Source organism: Planctobacterium marinum (assembly GCF_036322805.1).
GTDB lineage: Bacteria > Pseudomonadota > Gammaproteobacteria > Enterobacterales > Alteromonadaceae > Planctobacterium > Planctobacterium marinum_A.
This window is the reverse complement of record NZ_AP027272.1, coordinates 3,369,197-3,392,409: the sequence shown is the minus strand read 5'-3', so window position 1 is coordinate 3,392,409 and position 23,213 is coordinate 3,369,197. Positions and strand designations below refer to the sequence as shown.

Annotated in this window: 23 protein-coding genes; 14 read left to right on the top strand and 9 right to left on the bottom strand. The window is 47.4% G+C overall.

All coding sequences use genetic code 11. The annotated features are described in order from the left end of the window. Positions 1–24 precede the first annotated feature (24 nt). Positions 25–492 carry a MarR family transcriptional regulator gene (locus tag AABA75_RS15080; RefSeq protein ID WP_338293465.1) on the bottom strand — a complete coding sequence of 156 codons (468 nt, stop codon included), beginning with the start codon at positions 490–492 and terminating at the stop codon, positions 25–27. 128 nt (positions 493–620) lie between these two features. On the opposite strand from AABA75_RS15080, the gene AABA75_RS15075 reads away from it, so the two are divergent. Beyond that, positions 621–761, top strand: coding sequence for a hypothetical protein (locus AABA75_RS15075; protein WP_338293464.1), 141 nt, complete (start codon positions 621–623; stop codon positions 759–761). A gap of 372 nt (positions 762–1,133) precedes the next feature. Next, positions 1,134–2,729 (top strand): serine hydrolase, encoded by a 1,596-nt coding sequence (locus tag AABA75_RS15070; RefSeq protein WP_338293463.1) that lies wholly within the window; start codon positions 1,134–1,136, stop codon positions 2,727–2,729. A gap of 96 nt (positions 2,730–2,825) precedes the next feature. Here the strand turns inward: AABA75_RS15070 and AABA75_RS15065 are convergent, their stop codons facing one another. From AABA75_RS15065 to AABA75_RS15040, 6 genes are all read right to left on the bottom strand, one after another. Beyond that, positions 2,826–3,221, bottom strand: a complete 396-nt coding sequence (locus AABA75_RS15065; RefSeq protein ID WP_338293462.1) for a hypothetical protein — start codon at positions 3,219–3,221, stop codon at positions 2,826–2,828. A 186-nt stretch (positions 3,222–3,407) separates the two neighbouring features. After that, positions 3,408–6,101, bottom strand: coding sequence for a hsp70 family protein (locus AABA75_RS15060; protein ID WP_338293460.1), 2,694 nt, complete (start codon positions 6,099–6,101; stop codon positions 3,408–3,410). Positions 6,102–6,183: 82 nt separating this feature from the next. Further along, positions 6,184–7,998, bottom strand: a complete 1,815-nt coding sequence (locus tag AABA75_RS15055) for an Hsp70 family protein (protein ID WP_338293459.1) — start codon at positions 7,996–7,998, stop codon at positions 6,184–6,186. Next, the gene (locus tag AABA75_RS15050) at positions 7,995–8,507 is read right to left on the bottom strand and encodes a DUF2760 domain-containing protein (protein WP_338293458.1); all 513 of its coding nucleotides are present in this window, start codon (positions 8,505–8,507) and stop codon (positions 7,995–7,997) included. Before AABA75_RS15050 ends, AABA75_RS15055 begins: the two co-directional genes overlap by 4 nt. A 240-nt stretch (positions 8,508–8,747) precedes the next feature. Then, the gene (locus AABA75_RS15045; RefSeq protein ID WP_338293457.1) at positions 8,748–9,443 is read right to left on the bottom strand and encodes an FFLEELY motif protein; all 696 of its coding nucleotides are present in this window, start codon (positions 9,441–9,443) and stop codon (positions 8,748–8,750) included. A gap of 46 nt (positions 9,444–9,489) precedes the next feature. Then, positions 9,490–10,209, bottom strand: a complete 720-nt coding sequence (locus tag AABA75_RS15040) for a nitroreductase (RefSeq protein ID WP_338293456.1) — start codon at positions 10,207–10,209, stop codon at positions 9,490–9,492. Positions 10,210–10,372: 163 nt separating this feature from the next. Here AABA75_RS15040 and AABA75_RS15035 point away from each other — a divergent pair, with 163 nt between their 5' ends. The 11 genes from AABA75_RS15035 to AABA75_RS14985 all read left to right on the top strand — a co-directional run bounded on the left by AABA75_RS15035 (position 10,373) and on the right by AABA75_RS14985 (position 18,431). Then, entirely contained in the window at positions 10,373–10,924 is a 552-nt protein-coding gene (locus AABA75_RS15035; protein ID WP_338293454.1) for an elongation factor P hydroxylase, read from the top strand. Continuing rightward, positions 10,911–12,089 (top strand): ATP-NAD kinase family protein, encoded by a 1,179-nt coding sequence (locus AABA75_RS15030; RefSeq protein ID WP_338293453.1) that lies wholly within the window; start codon positions 10,911–10,913, stop codon positions 12,087–12,089. Before AABA75_RS15035 ends, AABA75_RS15030 begins: the two co-directional genes overlap by 14 nt. A gap of 18 nt (positions 12,090–12,107) precedes the next feature. Then, positions 12,108–12,413 carry a YfcL family protein gene (locus AABA75_RS15025; protein ID WP_338293452.1) on the top strand — a complete coding sequence of 102 codons (306 nt, stop codon included), beginning with the start codon at positions 12,108–12,110 and terminating at the stop codon, positions 12,411–12,413. Positions 12,414–12,483: 70 nt separating this feature from the next. Beyond that, on the top strand, positions 12,484–13,308 hold the full coding sequence (locus tag AABA75_RS15020) for a helix-turn-helix domain-containing protein (protein ID WP_338293450.1): 825 nt from the start codon (positions 12,484–12,486) through the stop codon (positions 13,306–13,308). A gap of 75 nt (positions 13,309–13,383) precedes the next feature. Then, on the top strand, positions 13,384–13,845 hold the full coding sequence (locus AABA75_RS15015) for a carboxymuconolactone decarboxylase family protein (protein WP_338293449.1): 462 nt from the start codon (positions 13,384–13,386) through the stop codon (positions 13,843–13,845). 17 nt (positions 13,846–13,862) lie between these two features. Further along, positions 13,863–14,012, top strand: a complete 150-nt coding sequence (locus tag AABA75_RS15010; RefSeq protein ID WP_338293448.1) for a YrhK family protein — start codon at positions 13,863–13,865, stop codon at positions 14,010–14,012. 125 nt (positions 14,013–14,137) lie between these two features. Further along, positions 14,138–14,980: an alpha/beta hydrolase gene (locus AABA75_RS15005; RefSeq protein WP_338293447.1), complete on the top strand. Its 843-nt coding sequence runs from the start codon at positions 14,138–14,140 to the stop codon at positions 14,978–14,980. A 7-nt stretch (positions 14,981–14,987) separates the two neighbouring features. Then, positions 14,988–16,223 carry a kynureninase gene (gene kynU / locus AABA75_RS15000; protein ID WP_425325604.1) on the top strand — a complete coding sequence of 412 codons (1,236 nt, stop codon included), beginning with the start codon at positions 14,988–14,990 and terminating at the stop codon, positions 16,221–16,223. Positions 16,224–16,311: 88 nt separating this feature from the next. Next, entirely contained in the window at positions 16,312–16,998 is a 687-nt protein-coding gene (locus tag AABA75_RS14995; RefSeq protein WP_338293444.1) for a FlgO family outer membrane protein, read from the top strand. Between the two features lie 10 nt (positions 16,999–17,008). Further along, on the top strand, positions 17,009–17,683 hold the full coding sequence (locus tag AABA75_RS14990) for a FlgO family outer membrane protein (protein WP_338293443.1): 675 nt from the start codon (positions 17,009–17,011) through the stop codon (positions 17,681–17,683). A gap of 10 nt (positions 17,684–17,693) precedes the next feature. After that, entirely contained in the window at positions 17,694–18,431 is a 738-nt protein-coding gene (locus AABA75_RS14985) for a FlgO family outer membrane protein (protein WP_338293442.1), read from the top strand. A gap of 19 nt (positions 18,432–18,450) precedes the next feature. Here AABA75_RS14985 and mnmC read toward each other — a convergent pair whose 3' ends face one another. After that, positions 18,451–20,559, bottom strand: coding sequence for a bifunctional tRNA (5-methylaminomethyl-2-thiouridine)(34)-methyltransferase MnmD/FAD-dependent 5-carboxymethylaminomethyl-2-thiouridine(34) oxidoreductase MnmC (gene mnmC, locus AABA75_RS14980; protein ID WP_338293440.1), 2,109 nt, complete (start codon positions 20,557–20,559; stop codon positions 18,451–18,453). Between the two features lie 183 nt (positions 20,560–20,742). Between mnmC and fabB the strand changes: the two genes are divergently transcribed. Further along, entirely contained in the window at positions 20,743–21,957 is a 1,215-nt protein-coding gene (gene fabB, locus AABA75_RS14975) for a beta-ketoacyl-ACP synthase I (protein WP_338293439.1), read from the top strand. 44 nt (positions 21,958–22,001) lie between these two features. Here fabB and AABA75_RS14970 read toward each other — a convergent pair whose 3' ends face one another. After that, on the bottom strand, positions 22,002–23,204 hold the full coding sequence (locus AABA75_RS14970) for a DUF418 domain-containing protein (RefSeq protein WP_338293438.1): 1,203 nt from the start codon (positions 23,202–23,204) through the stop codon (positions 22,002–22,004). Positions 23,205–23,213: the final 9 nt, after the last annotated feature.

The window sequence follows — 23,213 nt, the reverse complement described above, 5'->3', positions numbered from 1 at the left end:
GGATTGGGGCGTATTGTCAATAAATTAGTCGGTTAGTTTGCATAGCAACTTAAGCAGGCGCTGTTGTTCCTTGTCCGTCAAGTTACCGAGCAGTTTATCAACGGCCTCTTCGTGTTTAGCAACCGCACTTTCTATAACACTGCGACCACTATCGGTTAAGGCCACCTTGATACTGCGCTTGTCACTGCTATTTGAAATCCTCTCTACCCAGCCTTTTTTACTGAGTTTATCTATTCTGGTGGTCATAGAGCCTGAGGTGATATGCGTCAGTTCCATTAATTTGTTTGGTGTTAAGGCATATTCCGGAGCCGCATTTAGTAGGGCTGCGAGTACTTCAAAACTGGACTTTTTCAGATCGATTTCTGAAAACACTTCATCCATGCGTTTATTAGCAATCTTACTGCTTAATAGCAATTTTTGCAGTACTGCAATTTTTGAAAAAGTATCCGTTGAATCTGCCATCAATTTTTTGCCTTGAATCTTTCTTGCCATGATGTAACTTGATATCAAGCTAAAAGTATCTTGATGTCAAACTTAATATAACTTGATATCAAGCTATATTGGTGTTAGTTTAATGCTTGACCGTTTGGTCAGTAAATTACTTCTAAAGGAGGTTTAGCATGAAAACAGTAACTGCAAACTACTCAAAACCACCTTATAAAAGCACAATGTCTTACTTCAAAGCTTGTAGTATAAGGTTAACCATTGCTGCTGCGCTAATTGTGGCATTAATCGCAAAATATTACATCACCTACGGCTAGTAGAATCAGGTTTCACGTTGCCATTTTGCCTTTTTTCTTCGGCGTGGGATGGTGTTGGCTCCTAACCTGAATGGCTTAAGTCGGTAATTAAGTTGTCGGCTTAAGCCCAAAATAACGCTACCTGATTTTTGCTTTTTGCACCTGACTCCATAACTCCGAACCGATCAGGCTTATCTCTACAGTTACGTTGCTTTCATTCAGTAACAAAATTATCGTTTCTTATTAGTCGTAATCCATCAATACTGGTTGCATATTTAAAGCTCGCGAATTCTGGGGGTAGCCTCCGAAACTCGTGTATAAGCCTTTATTGTTCGGTAAATTCAGGGATTAGGATAGGCGATTTTGCGGTCAGTCAAGGGTTACTTATGGTGCGTGTTTGTACTCACAGGCGTTGGTTTTAATAGCGCCTTAGCTGAGACACAAACAACAAATCGCTATCCCGCTGAACGTTGGCAACAGTATCAATCTCCACAGCAGGCTGGAGCGCGCCCTCACAGACTGGAGAAAGTCGAGAAATTTTATAAAAAACGCGCCTTTTCCGGTTTGTTTGTAGTGAAAAATGGTGCCGTGGTGCTCGACTGGGGTGAAAACGCTCGTAGGTTTCCCGTGCACTCTATCCGGAAGAGCCTGTTGAGTGCTTTGTTTGGTATTCACGCCAACGACATTAATTTCCGCGCCACGCTTGCTGAATTGAATATTACTGATACCCCCTGGCTAACAGACCAGGAGCGCACAGCGACAGTGTTTGACATTCTGGCTTCTCGTTCTGGGGTGTACCTTCCTGCCGCAGCGGAAACATTCGCCATGCGACAGGAGAAGCCAGCAAGGGGGAGCAATCCACCCGGCCAGGTCTGGTGGTATAACAATTGGGATTTCAATGTCGCGGGAACTCTTTTCCAGCAAATGACACAAGAAGAGATTTTCTCCGCATTTGACCGTTATCTCGCAAAGCCTCTGCAAATGCAGGATTATCGTCCATTTGACGGTTTTTACGTAAAAGATACGTCTGAACATCAGGCCTTTCAGTTTCGGATGTCTTCCCGAGATCTGGCCAGAGTTGGATTGCTCTATGCTCGGAAGGGAAACTGGCAGGGTGAACAAATTCTGCCTGAGGCCTGGATGGAGCAAAGCACGCAAGCCATTAGCGAAACCAATATGGGGGATAAGTATCCTGCGGGATATGGCCTGATGTGGTGGGTTGAACCAGAGGGCAGTTTCAGTGCAAGGGGGTTATCCAGCCATGTACTGGCTGTATACCCAAAACAAGATTTGGTGATAGTGGTACGCAGCGATTCTTACCTGGAGAAGTCGGTTTCCGCCAGAGCCACTAAAAAGTTGCTAGAGAGAGTCGTGGATGCAATGCCAGATGACGCTGCGTCGCAACCGGATTTAACGTTATTGGCAGAACCATCAAAGGAAACTGCCAGTCTGCCACAGCAGTATCAATTGGATGATACCTCTCTGACGCTGGAAAACGGTCAGTTGGTAAGGTTAAAACAACGAGACAATACTCTTTTTATTAACTATGGCGAAGGGGATTACGAGCTGACTTACAAAGGAGATAACAAGTTCTTTATATTAGACAGAAAAGAGCCACTAGAGCTGGTTTTAGACGAAAAAGGCAAGTTGACCGATATCAACACGCCACGTTTGTTTTACCTGCAAGCCGCTGCAGCGGCAAAACGCGGCGATTTGCAACAAGCACAAGCCTGGGTAGAAAAGGTTATTAGGATGTCGCCGGAGTCAGCTATTGCTTATACTAATCTGGCAAAGCTGTTGGTAGCCAAAGAACAGGTGTCTGTAGCTCTGGCTAAGCTGGACATCGCTTTGCAGTTAGACCCAAATAATCAACAAGCCACAGGCCTACAGCAGACGCTATTGGTTCAGCGTTGGTGGTCATGGCTGGTAGGTTTGATTTTGTCGCTTTTAGTTATGTGGCGACTATTGAAAGTAAAGAAATTTTTGTGATCATATGAACGGCACTTATTCAGCATTCATCGGAGTAATCGTTTAATTTGAAAACCTCTAAAATGTGCATTTAGTTAAATCGCTCCTTTATCTATTCTACCCTGAGTTATGACTATTTCTTTTATGTAGATATGCGCAAAAAGTAGCCATGCTAAGCCACAATAGATGCATCCACCAAGTTACTTCGTGAGAATCCATTGCCAATAGTAATGGCAGTGCCATGGCCAGGTAAAAGGAAACAGCTTTGAGTAGTAAATTGGAGAGGGGACTTTTCATTTCATTTTCGTCAGGAACCAGGACTGAATAACGGGAGATGTTTGGGATTTGCTTTTGCTGCCAATCTCGATAAGACATTGCAGCCAAAACCGATGCTGCAACCCAGGCAGCAAGTGCTAACCAGCCTGAATAGCCCTCGATGAAAAGCACGATAACAACCAAAAGGATGAACCAGAAAATCAGCAATAGATTTTTATATGACTTTAACTTATCCATAATTTAAAAGACTTTATTTGAGCAGAATTTTCCTTGTCAGGGCAATTTAACTACCGGGCACCTGAGCGAATCAAAACTACGGTAATAAAGCGACTCTGTCAATGAACGGCAGATCGGTTGCGCAGCTGAAGTTTTGCTGAATATTCTCATACCCTGATAGTAAACTTGGGGGCGATTTTCTTAAACCTATAACACCAACCCTGTGGGTAATTCATCCCCCCAGAGCTGTTTATCCTGTAATGCGCTTTTTTCACCATTGAGAGAGGCCAGTAAAGTGGCCTGTCCTGAGAGTTTATCTGCTACTGCCTCTCGCAATTGATCTGCAACGGCGTACTCGTCACCACATCGTTTGGCGCCGGATACGGCTAACAGTGCCAGGTTAGGGTTTTGTTTCCAATCGAGCGCCAAAGCACTGTCAATGAGTAGCGTAACCTCTTCGGCAGGCAGCACCAGCTCTTGGGCGGCATAAACCATGGTGCGATTGATGATACGCGCAGCACACCAGGCCATGTCTTTATTCACTTTTTTATCGCTTAGCTGATTACTAATATTGTTCAGCACGGATTTTTTAATATCCACAGGCAAGCGTTCCAAGCTGCCGATGAGGCGGATCTTTTCTTCAATGGCGGCGGTGACTTTTACTTTACCGCCTTTTTTGCGTTTGTTGGCAGTTAGTACGTGGTTAGCGTCTGTGTAGAGTACAAGCTGCTGTTCCTGGCTTAAGCCTGCCGCTGCACGGCGCCAGAAGGCCCACCACTGTGCCCAGATCTCCGCCGATTGCACAAACTGAATGCCCTGACTGTACAAAGACCACACCGAATCGATGCGTTGTGTATCACCGGCAAAACCAATGCCCGGGCGCAGACAAAAGCCCGCAATGTTGAACCAAGTGCGCTCGTGGGTTTCGCTACGACGGCGCCTGCTGGCCAAAGACATTAAATGATCGAAAATAAAGCGGGCATCAGCACCACTCCAGCTTTCTCGCTTACCTAGCAGTTTTTCCAGGGTTTTGCGTAGCGGCTCTTTGGCTGGCTTTTTACCCGCCGGACCAAACCAGCTGTTAACCGCCTCAAAGGCTTTTTCGATATTGTTGTGCAGCGTATTGAAATCAGTTTCCTGCTCGGTACGCAGATTAAAAGCCAGTTCGTGGCGGGTTTCGCTGTTGAGTTCTTTAAGTACCACACTTAGCACACCGAGCTCGTCCAAGCTGGATTCAATTTGCACCTGTACTTCATTTTCCCCTTCGATTTGGGTAACCAGTCCGGGGAGTTGGTGTAATCCTTCATGCCAGGCCAGGGTCTCACCCAAGTTGTAGGATTGTTCGGCGAGGCTGTGGGCAATGTCGAATTGCACTTTTTGGCCTTTGCGTAAGGTAAATACTTGCTGCAACTGCTGCACGGTATTTAGTTCACTGTGTTTTGGTAGTACACAGATTGCCTGATCGCCTTGTTCACTGACGGCTTTGAGAAAATAGTGGCGCACCACGGCGCTTTTTATCAGCTGCTGATTTTGCTCTTTAGCGCGACCATACAGGGTAGCGCCCTTAGCCACGGCTGTTTGGGGTTCAGGGTTGGTGAGCCAGCTGATTGCAGAATCCGCGCTCCATTGTTCCACCAGAGATTGCAGTCGAGACTGAATCTGCGTACTTAAAAAGGGACCGCCGTTTAACAGCCAGACATCTGGCACTACAAACTGCTTATCAGTTTCCGCTTGCTCAGGATTTAACGCCGATTGTTCGTTATTTAAAAAGCTGGCGATATGACGAGATATCGCCGCATCTGCCGGATAGGGCAGGGTTAAATCGGTGAGAGAGCGTTTGCGAGTTTTCGGATAACTGTTGGACGCCACAAGTGGGAAGAAGCCGTCTAATAAGGCTTGCTGAACTTCTTTTTGAGTAAGTCGCGTTTCTTTTACGCCACTAAAAAGGCTGCTGCCTCCGGTTTGCAATTGAATGCGCATCTCTTCAGGCGCATCTTCACTTAACAAAGCCTCTTTGGCCCTTTGGCATTGCACCAGCAGTTGGCTCATATTGCGCTGTGTTGGTTCTACTTCCAGCTTTTGCAGCACTCTTACCGCCAAAGTGAGATCCATATTGTCACCACCCAACATCAGGTGATCGCCTACGGCAATGCGCTCTAATTCTGGCACGCTACTGTTTTCCGAGAATTTACCAATCTTGATTAGGGTAAAATCCGTAGTACCGCCACCAACATCACACACCATAAGGTGTTTGTGGCCTTTTAGGGTGTCGGTGTCATGCTCAGCTACCCAGTAATAGCAGGCAGCCTGGGGTTCTTCCAATAAGGTAAAATGTTTAAAGCCCACCCGTTTGATGGCTTCAATGGTGAGGGCTCTGGCGATATCGTCGAATGACGCCGGTACCGTGATCACCACCGACTGCTGCTGCATTGGCGCTTTGGGGTGATGATGATTCCAGGCGGCGACAATGTGCGCCAGATAGCTGGAAGTGGCCTCAAGTGGTGTACAGGTATCGGTGCCTTCGGGGGCTTTTTCAGGCAAGTGAATTTCAGCGTTAGACTCACCGCGATAGCCCAACCAGCTTTTGGCACTGCTCACCAACCTCGTTGGGTTCTTATTCCCTAAATCTTGGGCGAAACGCCCAATCACGGCATTGGGAAGCTGGCTAGAAATGTCATCACTGCCCCAGGGAAGTTTTACTGCTTCATCAGTAAGTTCCTGATCGTAGTGATAGCGCAGTGCTGGCAGCATGGGCAGGGCTTCGATTTGTCCCGCTGCAACCAGTTGAGGAATGTGAAATAGCTTTATATCTGAGTCTTTTGGGGTAAGCGAGCAGTAACTCACTACTATATTGGTTGTGCCCAGATCGATACCAATTACGTACTCTTTTTGCATAGTCATGAAGTCACATTAGCAAGATGTCGAAAACGGGATATAGAGAGTTAAGTGCCGCAGGTATTGACCACGGCACATACACTTGGCTTTAGTTTCGGGTTTCGAAACTCACTTGCCAGTGGTTATCACTGTTTACATCCATTGCCGTTAATTGCAGGGTGCCCAATTCATTAATGGAGGCAAGCAATTGTACCGCCACGGTTTCACCTGCTTTGTAACGCTCAGAATGCAGCGTTACTTCTATTTCTGGTAGTTCACTCAGCTCTTCGTCGCTCCAGAAATCCAGACGGGTACCGGGAATGTCTTCTCGGCGGGTTTTAGATTCATAGAAGCTAAAACGCACTGGCTCGCCCACAATTAAAGAGAATGTCTGCGAGGGTAAATCGGCTTCGGTACCTTCTTCCATGCCAAAGGGGGCCAAACAATAGGCTTCCATCGGAGGCGGCATACCCGGGATGGCGGGCATGGCTGATTCAATGCCCACGTAAAATGCTGCCGCCGTGCCACCGCGAATGCGCACGCCTTCACCTAGGCGCACCTGGCCGTAATAACTGGCTCCTTGGGCTACGGCTTGATCCACATCTATGCCGCGCAGTACTTTGAGTTGCCCATCAGTATCGCTTGCCAGCCAGCTGTTGACCACTTCGGTGATACGGCCAACGATGTTGTCTGCTTTTGCTACGCCACCATTAAACAAAATTGCCGTGGGGTGCATAAAATTCTGTTGCTCAGCACCAAATCCCGCCAGGTGCTCACCTGCGTGTTTTTGCTTTTGTAAAAACGCAGCGAGGTGTCGCGTAATAGCCGCATCTTGTTCGTAAGGCAAGCTCACGGTAGACAGCGCGGCACGCCCACGACGTTGGGGTTGGGCATGGGCATCAACATGAGGGAAGAAGCCATCGATTAATACTTGCTGTACTTCATCGCGTGTTAATTCAGCTCGCAAGCTGCCGCCCATCAAGCTGGAGCCGCGGCTGGGCACCACCAGTGGCACTGTGTGGGTATCGTTGTCACTCAACAGGGTTTCTTTAGCACTACGACACGCATGTGCCAGACCAGAGATTTGCCATGGCTGCAGGCGGTTGCCTTGTTGAGCTAATTTTTGTGCTACTACATGGGCCAATGTCAGGTCCATGTTGTCACCACCTAATAATATATGATCGCCAACAGCAACACGGGTTAGCTGCAAGGCACCGTCTTCTTCACTGACTGCCATTAGCGATAAATCGGTAGTACCACCACCAATGTCTACCACAAGGATTACGTCACCTACTGACACTTGTTCTCGCCAGTCATCACCTGCCTCTGCAATCCAGCTATAAAGCGCGGCTTGTGGCTCTTCCAGTAATACGGCGTGGCTAAGACCGGCTTCAGCGGCGGCGTTCATGGTTAACTCGCGAGCTGCTGGATCAAACGAAGCAGGAACGGTGATCACCAGTTGCTGCTCATTCAGCGGGGCATCCGGGAACTGCTGCGCCCAAGCACTGTGTAAATGCTGTAAATAGATCTTAGAGGCCGTAAATGGCGAGATTTTTTCGATATCTTCAGGTGCTTCGATGGGCAAAATACCACTGCGGCGGTCGATTTGACTGTGGCATAACCAGCTTTTAGCGCTGCTCACCAGTCTGTCCGGGGTTTTTTGTCCCAGCTCACGGGCGAATTGACCAGCAAGAGGATAGTCTTGTTGCCATGGCAAGCTTAACTGCTGTGCATCAAATTGAGCCTGATTGGGTAAAAATACAAACGAGGGCAGGGCGTGTCTGCCTTCCACCTGGCCCGCAGCCACCAGTTGTGGGATGGCCAGGATTTCTGGTTTAGCCTGCTCGTCATTTAACCTGGTGTAGGACAGTACACAGTGAGTGGTACCTAAATCGATACCAACGCTATATTGGGCTTCGCTCATAGTTCCACCTCAGCAGCGGCCACGATATTTAGATCGGTGCCTTCTACAACGGCAGGCAATGTCATTTCGCTGACCTTCCAGCCTTTGTGGATCACTGTACCATTAAACGGCGGTTGTCCGGCAACATTGCCAATTAGCTGAAATTCACTGCGCTTGTAATCTGCTTGTAAAGTCAGTGGTTCGCCTTCGGCCACGTGACTTACCGGCGTGAAAGTCACGTGCTCACTTAGGGCTTTTTTCACGCCCTGGTGCACTACACGCGCAGCGGCTGCTACTTGTTCGTCGGAAAATGGGGTCACGTCTTCATTGATAAAGTCGATTAAGCGACCTTCTTTTTGTAGCAGGGCCAGCATTTGCAAAGCGCTATCTTGATTGCTTTCTTTGATTTCAACTGTGGGAGCTTCAGGTTCTGCTGCGACCGGGTTTAACAGTGACTGGGTGTAAGCACCACTGAAAATCATTTTAAAGGCCATTGAAAGGCGAGTGAAAAAACCGTAATTCTGTTCCATGAGTGTCTCCAAAGTGACTCAATGTGTCATCCCGAAATAGCGATACTGCAAATCATTTTAAGCGCAGTATTAGGGGATGAAATATGATTGTAAATTCGTTGCGAATAAGGCGCGGAATGTAGCAGAAATTTTAGCCATCCTCACCTTTTTTGCACCAAATAATGGGCTTTACAGCGTCCGCTGGTTATTTTTAACGCTGTACTAAAATTCTGTTAACAATAATGCAGCAAATCAGCGCCGTTATCGGGTTATGTCAGGCAGTGGATTTTCGCCGCTAAACAACTGCTGCATGATTTCTCGTTCCTTGCTCACCACGGGGACGATAAATTCTTGTACATCACCCAGTTGTTTAAAGGCACTGAAACCATCTTCCAGAAACTCTTGTAAGGTACCAACGCCCGCCAGCTGTGCTGGTGTGCGCGCCATCTTCAAAACAAATCCGATACCGGGCAAGCGCACCACCTGCGCCAGATCCAGGCCCAATTGCTCGATGTAGTCGATTTGCAGCGCGCGCTGGGTTTGATTATCGCAAGCCCGATAAGCTGCTGCATAACTATCACGAGTGAGCACCGCCCCCTGCAATTGTTGTAGCATGGCGACATCTAGCTCTTGCGATAGGGCATTGAGATGAATGGCAACGGCGAGTGATTCCAACGCCTCATCCGGTAGCCACTTTTTCATTTTAGGCACAACTTTTTCGATGTCTTTGTCTCGCTGGCTAAAATCCTTGGGGCCATAAAGCTCATCCACAAAAAACTGAATGGCAATCTGATACTTAGGCACTTCGCACATCTCGGCATGACTGGTTAGCAAGCGTTCGCATTGCCATTTTCGCAGGGCAATCAATTGTTCGTTCAAACCGTCTTGTTGTACCTGTTCGTAGAGTTCTGCGGAGCTACGCAAATAGGCCACAATGTTATCGATGTGTTCACTCATGCGGGACTTAAGCCACTTTTTTGCTATCGTTCATCAGTAAATAGTGTCACTTACCCGGAATTACAAGATCCGAAAGGCTGAGCTTTTCAGGACGATACTGGTTTACTTCGTTGTCATCGGGGTAACCCAATGCCATACCGCATACCAGCTTGTATTCTTTGGGAATCGCAAAGTGCTTATCCAGCGGTGAACGCCAGATGCCTAGTGCGCCTTGTGCACAGGTGCCTAACCCTTTATCTGTTGCCGCCAGCATCAGGGTTTGCATGAATATTCCGGCATCCACCAATGCTGTGTGTTTCATACGTGGGTCCACGAAAAAGAATAGCGCCACTGGTGCATCAAAAAATGAGAAGTTTTTCGCCATGTGCTCATCGCGGGCCTTTTTATCTTCTCGCTTGATGCCTAACACCTTATACAGTCCCATACCGGTTTCCACCCGACGCTTTTGAAACTCGCCGGGGTATTTTCCCAGGATAGGTTTAAAATCACTGTCGGGCATGGCATCGCTGGTGAGAGCTGAAAACAGCTTTTTCGGCAAAGGCTGTTTGTTAATGGCATTGCTGCGCCAGAATTTATCTTGCAGATCCCCGGCGATGGCTTTAGCCGTTGCGCCTTTCGCAATAGCAATTTTATAGGGCTGAGAATTAGAGCTACTGGGGGACTCCAGCGCCAGATTAAGCAGTTCGTTGAGCACCTCATCACTGACTTCCTTTTCGCTAAAGGAGCGGATACTGCGGCGCTGGTTGATAATATCGGTAAGTAGCATAGTCTAATTCGTCAGTTTATGAGGACTGAAAGGGATTGTGTAACTGGTACTACCAGTCTGTCAACCATCCTTTAGCAAATCCTTGTATTGGGTCATAAATTGAATTGCCGCAACCAAGCGGCTAAAATGCGCGCCTTTCCAACAACACAGGTTGCAACTCGGCATGGCCAACAGGCATCAATACCAGGATCTTATTCAGGTGTTTAACACTTGTTTTGAGGACTTTAATACCCGCCTGGTAAAAGGCGAGGGTGAACCTGTGTACCTGCCAGCCGATGGAGACTGCCATTACCACCGTATTGAATTCGCCCATGGTTTTTTCAGCAGCGCTTTGCATGAGATAGCTCACTGGTGTATTGCCGGAGAAGCGCGCCGAAAACAGGTGGATTACGGTTATTGGTATTGCCCCGATGGCAGAAATGAACAGCAGCAAGCCGAGTTTGAAAAGGTAGAAGTGAAACCGCAAGCGATTGAATGGTGTTTCGCGGTGGCCTGTGGTTTACAGTTTCGGGTGAGTACCGATAACCTGGATGGTGCCCCGGTAGACCGATTTGCCTTTCAGGATAAGGTCTTACAGCAAGTCGCCGCATATCTGGAGCAGGGCTTGCCAACGCGGGCACAAATGTTGGTGGATGCTTTGCATAAATTTTACCATACACCAACTCTCAGCCTTGCTGATTTCCAACCGGAGCCGCGTTTCGATGTCGCAGTCTGATCTGTCGTTAAAATCCGATTTACCTGTTAAATACCATGCCACCCGAAAGTTTCGCCTGGGGCTGGTCATCAACCCATATGCCGGGATAGGCGGCGCTATGGCGTTAAAGGGGAGTGATGGTGCGGATATTCGCAGCAAAGCGTTGGCCGCTGGCGCTGAGAAAAAGGCTAATTTACGCACTCAAACCGCGCTGGAAGTGTTTGCACATTTAAAAGAAATCGTCCAGGTGTACACTGCCTCAGGCGAGATGGGCGAAGATGTTTGTAAAGCCTTAGGATTTGAAACTCACATTGTATATCAACCCCACAGCACTCAAACCGAAGCGGAAGATACCGAAAATACGGTAAAAGCATTGGTGGAACAGGACGTAGATTTATTGTTGTTTGCTGGCGGTGATGGTACGGCCCGCAATGTTTGCTCAGTGATCCCCGAAATACTGCCGGCACTGGGCATCCCGGCTGGTGTTAAGATACATTCTGGAGTTTATGCCATCACGCCTAAAGCAGCGGGCCGGGTTGTAGAAAATTTGTTGCGCGGTGAAATTGTCAGTCTCGACGATGCACAAGTAATGGACATTGATGAAGTGGCTTTTCGTGAGGGGAAAGTGCGGGCGCGACAATATGGTGCCATGCGTATTCCCGCTGAGCTGCATTATGTGCAGGCGGTGAAAAATGGCGGCAAAGAAGTGGAAGAGTTAGTGCTGGCCGATATTGCCGCCCACGTGATTGAAATGATGGACGATGAACTCTTTATCATGGGCTCTGGCACTACTGTTGCTGCTGTCATGGAAGAAATGGGGCTGGACAATACGCTGTTGGGGGTGGATGTGATCCAGCATCAGGAACTATTGGCTGCAGATCTCAATGCCACTGAATTGCTAAACATGATCTCCGAGAAAGAATGCAAGCTGGTGATCACCTTGATTGGCGGTCAGGGCCATATATTTGGTCGTGGCAATCAACAGCTCAGCCCCGCAGTTATTCGCGCCGTCGGGCGAGAAAATATCATTCTGGTGGCCACCAAATCTAAGCTCCAGGCGCTAAACGGTCGACCGCTTTTGGCGGATACGGGGGATGAGCAGCTCAATGCCGAATTGGCAGGTCTTCTTCCGGTGATCACTGGCTATCACGATCAAGTTTTATATCCGGTGGCAGAGCCGGTTTAACAAATCAAAGGAAAAGCATTGCAACATCAAGATACCCAGCAAAACCAAGAGCCTCACCAGGCCTTCGAAGCACTGGTAGACACTATTCAGAACAAGTTTGACGGGGTAGTAGAGCACGGCACCGATCAGGAACTGTTTATCGCAGGTTATTTGAGTGGCCATTTTTCGCTGGTGGTAAGCCAGTGCCAGTTGCAAGGTGAAGAAACCGCCGCAGCCCTCAATACTCAAATGCTGGCCAGTCTGGATAAGGCGTTTGCAGATGGCGAGTTGGAAGAGCCAGATCAGCAACAAGTTAAGGCGTTTTGGGCAGCTTGCATTCAGTAACAAGTTTTATGTTTGCCAGTTGAACATTAGCGGGTAAACTTTCGTTACCCTTGATTACTGGTGTTTTTATTTGATTCAGCAGGGATTAGATATTATTCCGTCGGCGAACTTTGCACGCGCTGATATCACGTTGCTGCCACCACCAGAGCATCTTCAGCAATGGGTGCAATGTCTCTGGCTCAAGCCGCCACAAAAACGCTCTACTGCTCAGCGATTCACCGATAAATTTTACCCCGATGCGGGTGCCAGTATCAGTTTTGAGATAAGTACAACAAATGTGCGTGCCACTTTTTTACATCAGGCACAAGTACTGACTCAAAGCTGGACGTCTGAATATGGCTTGCTTAGCGTTCGTTTGCATCCGGGAGCGGCTGGCGCTCTGCTGGGCCTGCATATCGGCGACAAAAGCAATCTGCAATTAAACCTCGCAGAATCCGATTTCTTGCACAGCTATGTCGCACAGAAAAGCCAGTTTATGGTGTTATTGGATTCCCTGGCTGAAATGGATTTAGTGCAAGGAGCCAAGGCGGTTTTAGCGTGGCTTGAAAGATTAGTGACGCTAAATCAGGTTCAGGAAAATAGGCTTTTGCCATTGCTCAAATTGACTTCATCAAACTTATTGCTGCCTGAGCAATTAGCAGCGCAAGTGGGGGTGTCGCGACGCACATTGGAACGACGTTGCAAAAATGGACTGGGCTTTACGCCTCTGCAATTGTTGAGTTTTAGTCAAATTCGCAGGGCACGGCAACGTTTAATTAACACGAAGGACTCTCTCGGTGAAGTTGCCCTGAGTTGTGGATACTACGATCAGGCGCATTTTACCAACGCCTTTCACAAACACACTCTCGAAACACCGCAACAATACAGGCTGCGAAAATTGTCTTCTGATTGTTAAATTGTCGCAAATTTCCAATACCTGAAAGAGGCATTTTTTCATACTTGCTGGCAGTTAATAACTGGAGAGCAATTAATGAATCCGCGTATTTCCCCAATCAAGCTGTTTGAACTGTGCCCGCGTCTGTTAACCCATATTCCGGCCATCGGTGAATTGCCCAAAGATGTGGCTATTTCGGCGCGATTGCGTCACCTGGTTAAGTTGCGCGCTTCGCAACTCAATCACTGCGGCTATTGTCAGAAAATGCATTCAGATGAGGCTCGCTCCGATGGTGAGTTGCAAGCGAAATTGGATGTATTGCCAGCTTGGCGCGAGTTAGATTGTTTTAACAATGAAGAGCGTGCAGCTCTTGCCTGGACAGAAGCATTGACCTTGGTAAGTACAAAACCCGTTACGGATGAGATTTTTAACGAGGCGCTTTTGGTCTTTGGCGAAAAAGGACTGGTAGAACTCAGTACCATCGTATTGGAGATCAATAATTGGAATCGAATCGCGGTAGGGTTTGGTTTTCAACCGGAAATAACACTGGAGAGATAGTATTGAAAGCTAATCGCATGATAAATACAAATTCCCTCGCTAGTGCTTGCTTTTTCACTGGCAGTACCTTGTTTTTACCTTGGTTTGGTGATTTCGCTATTGTCGGTATTTGGCTGTTTATGCTGGGTTCGGCCATGATGTTTTGGCAGAGTATAAAAAATACCTGAGTGTTTGAATTCATCACTGGTATTGTCGCCCGTAATGGCGCGGATGTGCCAGTGATGTCACAATTTGCAATTTTGCATCGCCTGATTGATTATTGAGATCTTCATCGTCGATGGTTCAAAATTCAATGAAATCCTCTTTTTATCTAAAACTAATCGGGCTTTTTTTCCCTATCTTTTTTGTAAACTCTGATATTCAAGCTGATGAATCGGTTGATCAGGTACCTTACAAAACCGTACTGGAGTATCCGTTTCGACAAGCCGACAAAAAACTGTTTTATGGAGAGGATGCGCTGCAATTTATTGAAGCCTGGACTATCGAAACCGGGAAAGCCGGCTCAGGGTCTCACAATGGCGATATTATTTTTATCCACGGCGGTTGTTGGTTAAGTGCCTACGATATTGCGCATAGTAGAGCCTTCACCAGCGCACTGGCGGATACGGGCTACAGAGTATGGTCTTTGGAGTATCGCCGCACCGGGGATGAAGAAGGAGGCTGGCCCGAGAGCTTTTTTGATATTCAACAAGCCATAAACTATCTACAGGATGAGCAAGGCATAACTCTGTCGGAAACCGTGATTATGGGTCATTCCGCCGGCGGGCATTTAGCACTATTGGCCGGCCAAAACGGGCATCGTTTTAAAGCCGTAGTGGGCCTTGCGGCTATTGTGGACCTGGAAGCTTATGCACTTGGCGAGAACAGTTGTCAATCGGCCACTGCCATGTTTATGGGGGATCTCCCCTCAGAAGCTCCAGCGCTCTATAGAGCGGCTAATCCTAAAAGTCAGCCTATGCCAGCAAACACCACGCTGATCTTCAGTCAACAAGACGGCATTGTACCTGCAAGTCAGGTGGATGGGGTGCAAGCGGTGCAACTGCTGGAATTACAGGAAGCGGGCCACTTCGATTTTATTTATCCCAAAAGCAAAGCCTGGCAGGTGATCCAGGACACGTTAAAATCACTAGATTAAGATGATGATGAAAAGTATTGATTTAAAGGCGCTGGACGCCGAGGACACGCTTAACTCGCTAAAAAAAGAGTTTTATCAGCCTGATGGTGTGATTTATCTGGATGGGAATTCGTTAGGTATGATGCCCCGCATTGCGGCACAGCGGGTGCAAGAAGTCACACGTCAGCAGTGGGGCCATGATCTCATTACCAGTTGGAACAAACATCAGTGGATTGATTTACCGCAGAAAGTTGGAGATCGCATAGGCGGCTTAATTGGAGCGGCACCGGGGCAAACCGTTTGTTGTGATTCTATTTCGGTGAATTTGTTCAAAGTGCTTGCCTCAGCATTGCGCTTGCGACCTGGTAAAACAAAGATTGTCTCGACAGAAGACAATTTTCCCACCGATCTCTATATGGTGCAGGGATTAGAGGCATTATTGGGAGAATCACAATGTCACCTAAAGTTGGTGAATGAAGCAGAGTTAGCACAAGCCATCGATGAGCAGACGGTGGCGGTTTTGGTAACTGAGGTAAACTTCCGCACTGGTAGAAGGTTAGACATTGAGGAGCTTTGCGCTGCTGCACATAACGCAGGTGCCTTGTGTATTGTGGATCTAGCTCACAGTACTGGAGTGTTGCCAGTCGCCTTGGATAATTGGCAGGTGGACTTCGCTGTTGGCTGCACGTATAAGTATCTCAATGGTGGCCCCGGAGCACCTGCTTTTGTATATGCAGCAAAGCGACACCAGCATGCAATGCAGCAACCCTTATACGGCTGGATGGGGCACAGTAATGGTTTTACATTTAGCCCGCAGTATCAGCCTGCTGACAGTATTCAGCAAATGTTAGTGGGAACGCCAGCCATCATTGCCATGAGTGCAGTGGATGCTGCACTGGATGTTTATGATAAAACCTCAATTAGCGCAATCCGTCAAAAATCCATGAAAATGACGGAAGTGTTTTTAAAGTTACTAGCGCTTTCAGCGCCATGCCGCGAATTGCGCTGTATATCTCCACAAGCGGCTGAAGAGCGCGGCAGTCAATTGAGTTTCGAATTTGATCACGCTTGGGGTGTATGTCAGGCGCTGATAAAATCCGACATCATTGCTGATTTTCGGGCGCCCTGTTATCTGCGTTTCGGTTTCTCACCCTTATATAACTCTTTTCAGCAATTGGGCGAAGTAGTGTCAGAGTTGGAGCAAATTATGCACGAAAAGCGTTATCTGAAGCCAGAGTTCCAGACCCGACATAAAGTTACCTGACACACTGTCAAAAATTTGTTGGCCTTATTTTTGCTTAACAGATTGCAAAGATGCATCTGAGCAACCGGTTAACTGAGAGTAGCCAACCATGAACAGTGAACGATTTAGTATTTTCAATACCTTGACCAGCGTGGAGTACGCGAAAACAATAAAATTGACCATAAGGCTGTTAAGTTTGTCACTTATGCTGGTGACTATGACTGCTTGTGTCGTGACGAAATCTCGCCCGCCAGAAGAGCTTCAGGTATGGAAAGCAGAGCCGGGGGATCAGACAAAAATAGACTTACATACCGCCCAACTCGCCAATCAGCTATTTGGCACATTTCGCTACGGTAATTTTCCCAAAGAGCAATTTCGTTTTGCCGTTGCTACTTTTGTTCCGGTGGAAATGATGCAGACTGACTCCGATGCCCAAGGGCCATTGCGCTTGTTAGGGCATCAGCTGGAGCAAGGCATGATGAGCGAACTGGCCAGCCGCGGTTACATTGCCCAGGATTACAAAGCCACCAATAATTTGATCATTGAAGAAAAAAGTGATCGAGTTTTCAGCCGAAATGTCGATGAACTATACAAGAATCATCGCGAAGTCGATTTTTATCTGTCTGGCACTCTGACGGAGGCTGAGAATGGCGTGATTGCCAACGCCCGGATTATTCATGTAGACAGCAAGGATGTGGTGGCGGCAGCCACCCGCTTTATTCCAGATGATGTATTTTGGCAGGCAGAAAAGATTACCACACGCGGTGGCAAAATATACCGCTCTGCAGGTGAGTGAGGAAGATTAAATGAAAAAGTTACTGGTAATTTCAGCAGCACTGGCGTCGTTGTCGGGCTGTGCGCAATTAACTCAATTAACATCCGGTGAACCAGAGCCAGTGAATATGTACGGCGCTGATAAGCCAGTTGTTGACCGCTTTGGAGCCATCACTCAGGAGCCCATGTATCAGAACGATAATGCCATTTATCAGGGCAAAGCGCTGAATAAACACATTGGCGATTACGTGCAAAATATGGCGCAGGATTTGATTTCCAATATGGAATACGTCACCGATAAAACCCCGGTCGGAGTGACACATTTCGCACTCACCGACAGTGATCTCAACCACACGAATCTGTTGGGCTTTCAGATTGCCGAATCCTTTATCCACGAGCTGCACAAATTTCGTATCCCGGTATTGGATTTTAAGGCTACGGATTATATTCGCGTGACTGAAACGGGTGATTTTCTGCTGAGTCGAGACTTTTTAGAATTGAAACACAAGGTACCCATGCAATACATTTTGACAGGTACTATGACCAAGCACCAAGGTGGCTTTTTGGTGAACGCCAGAATACTTGGGCTGGAGAGTAAAGCGGTAGTTGCCACATCACAAATGTTGGTGCCATTTTATGTGGTAGATGCATTGTTGCCTTCTGAAGATGAACGTACCGATGGTATTGGCCTGATTCAGGGTAAATAGGGTGCAATCTATGATTAAGTTGAACCTGAAGATAAACTTAAAAAGCGTAGGCACCGCAGCAATACTGTTAAGCTTGGCTGGCTGTGAATCTACATTTTTTGCTACATCCAATAGCGATGGCGAGATCATCGAGAATCCATACAGCGAAACGGCGTCGGTGGAGATGAGCGACGAACCGCAAGGCAACAAGCGTAACAAGTCAGACCTGGAGGTGGCTATGCTGCCTGCAGCACCACCGCCTCAGCATCAGATTACGGCTATTTTACCTGTACCTAAACAGAGTTTTCGCCCGGCGTTTACTCATAAAGCCTTGAGCGATTACGCTGAACAGATGACCATGAATCTGTTGCAAAGAACCAAACATATTACGCCTAACTCACGTATTGGAATAGCCTCTTTTGTGGATTTTAGCCAAGGTCTACAATCTCCAACCGTGCTTGGCAACCGCTTGGCTGAGAGCTTCATTACTGAGTTGCAAAGCTATGGGCTGGCGATAGTAGATTTTAAAGCCATGGATGCCATTCAGGTAACACCGCAAGGGGATCTGTTTTTTGAACGCAGTGGTCCAAGAGGAGAGATGCAATTTGTTCTCACCGGTACCATGCATCGCAGTGGCAGAGGCGTAGAGGTGAACGTTCGTATCGTTAACGTTTTCGATAAAGTCACAGTGGCCAGTACCAAAGGTTTTATTCCGCACTTTATTGTTGCTTCACTAACACCTGATTATATTCTCGTGGAGAGCGACTAGCTCTTCACTTCCGCTTTTATCACACCTTACGTCTTATCAGGTCTCGTATAAAAAATCGATTGGGGCTAACACTTGCCAGTAATTCTTGATTGAGCGGCAATGGCTCGCCACTTATCTGGCACGCCAAGGTTTCCGCCAGAATTGGACTGGTACACAAACCGTGCGAGCCCAAACCTGCCAGCAGGTATAGATTTTCATAATTTGCAGGCAACGGATATTCAGAAGCAGGCCAAGCTTTGTACAGCTCGGCATATTGTGTCTTTTGTTGGTCAAAGTGAGGAACAGCCCCCATTACCGGTTTGTGATCTGGCAAGCTCAAGCGCAGCGCCGCACGGCTCTCAACAGGAGCGGGTAAATCTTGCACCCAGTCACAGTTTGTCAATGCTTTTTCAATGGTAGCAAAATTCTGCTCAGTATCACTTTCCGTCACCTGGCTTTGGCGATTGACTTTGTCAAAGGTAGCTCCCATCGCCTGTTTTTGTTGATAAAAGGGAGTGAAATAACCTTTGTGGCAGATCATTGTTTTAGGTTTTACGCTTCGCGGTGTATCGGGTAAGAGCTCAACTTGGCCGCGAGTGCAGGTAAAAGGTATATCATTCAGTGAGAGGCCGCTGTGTACCTGCAATTCCAACGTGCCTGCGCCGGTAGCAAGTACAACTATATCTGCCTGGCTTTGTGCCCGACCGTGCCAGTCCATTGTCCAGCCAGTGCCTCGTTGCTGCAATGCTTTAAGTTTGTATTCGGTAATTAACTTAGCACCCGCATTCATCGCTTTGTTTAAAAGGGCTTCCACAAGCTCCTTGGGATTAACCCAGCCGCCATGTGGCATGAATAAGCCATCATAAGGCATGGCAAGGCCACAAGTTTTGGCAGCCCGGTGAGCATCGATATAGTGCACCAAATCTTCCGGCCAAACCTGGTTTTCAATAAGTTTTTGTTGACGCTTTTTTACCTCATCGCTAAAGCCCGGGAAAAACACACCACACCATTGATGACCAAACTGAGCGCCTTGTGCTAATAAATTGCGATAATGGTTTTTCGCATAGCTAAACGCGTGGCAATACAATTGGCTTTGAAGAGAAAAATCTGCATTTAGGGAAGGATAAAAACCACCGATATGATTGCCAGAAGCTCCTGCTGCCGGAGCTGCTTCAGCACAATAAACCTCAACCTGATAACCTCTGTTTTGTAGCGCTAGCGCCACCTGTGCACCCGCAAGACCCGCACCGATAACAGCGACTGTTTGTTTATCTGCCGATGAGGTCACAACGCCTGTTCGTTGATAGGGGCCGGCGTGTGGCCGATTGAAAGGTGTGTTTTCAGAAATTCCGGGTGTCGTATCTGTGTTTAAGTTTTGTTTCGCGAGTTCTTCAGCTTTGTTTGCCTGAGCCTCATCAGGCGAGAAATAGCCCACTAACATGTCCCGCTTTTTGCCAAAGCCCTTGGCTTTTTTCACTATAAAGCCGTTATCTCGAAGACCTCGTTTCACGATTCCTGCAGCGGTAAATGTCGCGAAAGTACAACCCGGTTTGCTGAGTCTGGCCATATTGGCAAACAGGGTGTCTTGCCACATATCCGGGTTTTTACTTGGGGCAAAACCATCCAGGTACCAGGCATCCACAAGCCCATCGGGGTAGGTCATGATGGTTGGCAGAGTTTGCTCGATATCCCCAAGCCAGAGGTCCAATATTATCTGGTTCTGCTCAAATACCAGGCGATGACAGCCCGGAGTGAGTATCGGGTATTGAACTAACAACTGTTCGCTAAATTCTTTTAGCTCTGGCCATTGCGCCAGGGCCAATTTCAACTCTTCTTTTGTTATCGGGAATTTTTCAGTGGTGACAAAGTGCAGCTGCTTAAGTGTGTTATCGCTATTTTTTTGGTGCAGAAAGTCGCGGAAGCATTGCCAGGTGAGTAAAAAGTTTAGGCCGGTACCAAAACCCGTTTCGGCAATGCAAAAATGATTTTTTGAATGGGAAAACCATCTGCTATTCAAATAGTTATGGTCAAAGAATACATACTTTGATTCGGCCAAGCCATTGTCGTTTGAAAAGTAAACATCATCGAACTCGGCGGATGTGGGTGTACCCGAGGCATTGAAGGATAGGGAAGCAGTTTTGAGTTTCAAAGCAGTAACACGTTGGAAATTTTCACAGAAGTGTAATCTCCATGGCGTAAACATCAAGTATGTTTGCCATATCGAATAATTCGATAAAAAGATTTAAGCGTACACTTGTACTCTAAAGAGCAGACCAGTTACACTAGCGCAACACAGTACAATAGCCCCGTTTTAAAATTAACAGGTAAGAATATGAAAAGAGCGGTAATCACCGGTTTTGGGATCGTATCCAGTATTGGTAACAACAAGCAGGAAGTTTTAGCTTCGTTAAAAGAAGGTAAATCTGGCATCTCTGTGTCAGAAGAGTTTCAAGAACTAAACTTGCGTAGCCATGTTTGGGGCGACATCAATATTGATATAAAAGAGCATATTGATCGCAAAACCTTACGCTTTATGGGTGATGCAGCGGCTTATGCCTACATTGCGATGCAAGAAGCCATTGAAGATGCCAAGCTTACCGAAGATATGGTATCCAATGTAAGAACAGGTTTAATTGCCGGTTCAGGTGGTGCTTCTTCCGCCAATCAGGTTTTGGCGGCAGACATACTCAGGGAAAAAGGGGTTAAGCGTGTTGGTCCATACATGGTAACCAAAACCATGAGCAGCACGGTATCCGCCTGTCTGGCAACGCCCTTTAAAATCAAAGGCGTAAATTACTCGTTGAGCTCTGCGTGTGCTACCAGCGCCCACTGTATCGGTGCAGCATTAGAGCAAATTCAATTAGGTAAGCAAGATATCGTATTTGCTGGCGGTGGTGAAGAAGTGCACTGGACACTGGCTATGGAATTCGATGCCATGGGTGCCTTATCTACTAAGTATAACGAGACACCAGAAAAAGCCTCTCGTACTTACGACGCCAATCGTGATGGTTTCGTAATCTCCGGTGGCGGCAGCATGGTGGTGGTTGAAGAATTGGAGCACGCTTTGGCGCGTGGTGCCACTATCTATGCGGAGATCACAGGCTACGGTGCCACTTCAGACGGTTACGATATGGTGGCACCATCAGGTGAGGGCGCATTGCGCTGTATGCAGCAGGCGCTATCAACCGTTGACGGTGATATCGACTACTTAAATACGCACGGTACATCGACACCTGTGGGTGACGTAAAAGAATTAGAGGCTATCCAGGCCGTATTTGCTGGAAAGTCTCCTGCCATTAGCGCAACTAAAGCGATGACAGGCCACGCGTTAGGAGCAGCAGGCTCAAATGAGGCTATCTATTCTTTATTGATGATGCAGCACGGCTTTATTGCCCCATCGATTAATATCGATGAGTTGGATGAGAAAGCAGAAGGCCTGGACATCGTTACCGAAACTCGTAGTGCCGATCTTAATCGCGTTATGAGCAATAGCTTTGGTTTTGGTGGCACTAACAGCACCTTGGTATTTGAAAAATACAAGGGCTAGGTTGTCCGAACGAAATCAGTAAAAAGGGGCGTTAAGCCCCTTTTTTAATGTTTAAACGGCTGAGCTTTGCCATAGGTGAGGGTGCGCCATAGCCATTCCAATGGACCAAAACGATAGTGACGCAGCCACACAGGTGCCAGCCATAATTGTAATGCCCACATCGCCAAAACCAGGCTTAATTGCAACCAGCGCTCAATATCACCAAACAGTCCCAAACCATAACCATAAAATACCGTGGTAAACACCACTGTGTGCAAGATGTAGTTGCTAAAAGCGGTTTTACCGATGGCGGCGAGGCGCAGTTGTAATGCCTTAAACAGGCCTTTTTTAACCAACAGAACGACAATGGCGGCGTAAGACAACCCCATTAGAATACTACCCCAGTAGTTAAACTGGTTACCGAGAAACATACTGTATTGCAGCGAAAATTGTTGCTCAAAGTTACTATGGACGCCAAAACTGACGATGGGTAAACCTATTGCTAAGCCAAAGATGGCAAGCCACAGGTAGCTTTTGTTTTGCCATTGAAGATGAAAAAATCCAGATTTGTACAAGGCCATGCCGAGCAGCATCATAGCGCTGGCGCGCCAGAAAAAATAAGTGAGAAATACATAGCTCTGCATAAAAATAGCTTCTTCAGCGCGGAACTCAAAAGCACTGAGAAAACTGCCTTTATAGGCACTGAGTTCATTGGCCAGGGCCGCCGCATTGGGCGCCCAGGCTTCCATTAATCCTGATTGTGCGTCGGCCGGGAAATGCTCAAGACTGCTGCCGAATAGTAACGAATAGCCACTGCTGATGGCGGCAAATAGCAGCGTGACGACTATCAGGGTAAATACGGATTTGTTGCGTAACAGATAAATGAAGAAAGCACACAGACTATAGGCGAATAAGATATCACCATACCAAAACAGGTAGGCGTGCAGCAGGCCAAATAGCAGCAACCAGGCATTGCGTTTGTAGTGTAATTTCGCCGCAGATAACCCTTTTTTCTGCGCGCTGTCACAAAACAAAATAATGCCAGCACCAAATAACAGCGAAAACAATGACATAAACTTTTGGTCCGCCAATACATGGGTACTTATCCATACCCATAAATTGAGCCCGGACAGATCGCCAAATGCGGTGGGGTTGAGGTAAGCCGCCCCCGGCATGGAGAAAGACTGGATATTAACCAGCAAGATGCCCAACAGAGCAAAGCCTCTGAGTACATCCATCGCCTGTAAACGTTCAACGTTGTTATTCATGTTACGCTA

What these genes read in the sequence shown, in the direction of transcription:
- AABA75_RS14990 (WP_338293443.1), top strand. Translation starts at nt 17,009, where the DNA reads ATGAAAAAGTTACTGGTAATTTCAGCAGCACTGGCGTCGTTGTCGGGC.
- AABA75_RS15055 (WP_338293459.1), bottom strand. Translation starts at nt 7,998, where the DNA reads ATGAGCGAAGCCCAATATAGCGTTGGTATCGATTTAGGTACCACTCAC.
- AABA75_RS15035 (WP_338293454.1), top strand. Translation starts at nt 10,373, where the DNA reads ATGGCCAACAGGCATCAATACCAGGATCTTATTCAGGTGTTTAACACT.
- AABA75_RS15050 (WP_338293458.1), bottom strand. Translation starts at nt 8,507, where the DNA reads ATGGAACAGAATTACGGTTTTTTCACTCGCCTTTCAATGGCCTTTAAA.
- AABA75_RS15075 (WP_338293464.1), top strand. Translation starts at nt 621, where the DNA reads ATGAAAACAGTAACTGCAAACTACTCAAAACCACCTTATAAAAGCACA.
- AABA75_RS15045 (WP_338293457.1), bottom strand. Translation starts at nt 9,443, where the DNA reads ATGAGTGAACACATCGATAACATTGTGGCCTATTTGCGTAGCTCCGCA.
- AABA75_RS14970 (WP_338293438.1), bottom strand. Translation starts at nt 23,204, where the DNA reads ATGAATAACAACGTTGAACGTTTACAGGCGATGGATGTACTCAGAGGC.
- AABA75_RS15005 (WP_338293447.1), top strand. Translation starts at nt 14,138, where the DNA reads ATGAAATCCTCTTTTTATCTAAAACTAATCGGGCTTTTTTTCCCTATC.
- fabB (WP_338293439.1), top strand. Translation starts at nt 20,743, where the DNA reads ATGAAAAGAGCGGTAATCACCGGTTTTGGGATCGTATCCAGTATTGGT.
- AABA75_RS14995 (WP_338293444.1), top strand. Translation starts at nt 16,312, where the DNA reads ATGAACAGTGAACGATTTAGTATTTTCAATACCTTGACCAGCGTGGAG.
- AABA75_RS15040 (WP_338293456.1), bottom strand. Translation starts at nt 10,209, where the DNA reads ATGCTACTTACCGATATTATCAACCAGCGCCGCAGTATCCGCTCCTTT.
- AABA75_RS15065 (WP_338293462.1), bottom strand. Translation starts at nt 3,221, where the DNA reads ATGGATAAGTTAAAGTCATATAAAAATCTATTGCTGATTTTCTGGTTC.
- AABA75_RS15030 (WP_338293453.1), top strand. Translation starts at nt 10,911, where the DNA reads ATGTCGCAGTCTGATCTGTCGTTAAAATCCGATTTACCTGTTAAATAC.
- AABA75_RS14985 (WP_338293442.1), top strand. Translation starts at nt 17,694, where the DNA reads ATGATTAAGTTGAACCTGAAGATAAACTTAAAAAGCGTAGGCACCGCA.
- kynU (WP_425325604.1), top strand. Translation starts at nt 14,988, where the DNA reads ATGAAAAGTATTGATTTAAAGGCGCTGGACGCCGAGGACACGCTTAAC.
- AABA75_RS15060 (WP_338293460.1), bottom strand. Translation starts at nt 6,101, where the DNA reads ATGACTATGCAAAAAGAGTACGTAATTGGTATCGATCTGGGCACAACC.
- AABA75_RS15015 (WP_338293449.1), top strand. Translation starts at nt 13,384, where the DNA reads ATGAATCCGCGTATTTCCCCAATCAAGCTGTTTGAACTGTGCCCGCGT.
- AABA75_RS15010 (WP_338293448.1), top strand. Translation starts at nt 13,863, where the DNA reads ATGATAAATACAAATTCCCTCGCTAGTGCTTGCTTTTTCACTGGCAGT.
- AABA75_RS15080 (WP_338293465.1), bottom strand. Translation starts at nt 492, where the DNA reads ATGGCAAGAAAGATTCAAGGCAAAAAATTGATGGCAGATTCAACGGAT.